Origin of the sequence: Pseudoalteromonas sp. GW168-MNA-CIBAN-0100, assembly GCF_040309225.1 — a bacterium.
In the GTDB taxonomy this organism is placed as follows: Bacteria; Pseudomonadota; Gammaproteobacteria; order Enterobacterales; family Alteromonadaceae; genus Pseudoalteromonas; species Pseudoalteromonas arctica.
Genome location: NZ_JBEOOL010000324.1, coordinates 1 through 321, shown reverse-complemented (window position 1 = coordinate 321; position 321 = coordinate 1). Strand labels below are relative to the sequence as shown.

General features: G+C 46.4%; 1 protein-coding gene. It reads left to right on the top strand.

Annotated elements, in window-relative coordinates:
- Positions 1–321 (top strand): DJ-1/PfpI family protein (locus tag AAEY62_RS21315; RefSeq protein WP_350636373.1); only part of this gene is annotated, 321 nt, incomplete at both ends.

Sequence of the window (321 nt, the reverse complement as noted above, 5' to 3'; positions counted from 1 at the left end):
GGGTAGAAGAATTCGCAGCCCCTTATTACGCATTTAGAGATGCAGGCGTTGAAGTCACTCTTGCATCGCCAAATGGCGGCCAGCCCCCGATAGACCCTACAAGTACTCTTGCTGATTTTCAAACTGATGCAACTAAACGCTACGACGCAGACAGCGCCGCACAAACATTAATGGCCAATACCAAAGTGCTTAGTGAAGTAAATTCGACAGATTTTGACGCGGTATTTTACCCAGGTGGCCACGGCCCACTATGGGACTTAGTAGAAAACACCGACTCTATTGCACTTATTGAAAGCTTTATTAAAGAGCAAAAGCCAGTAG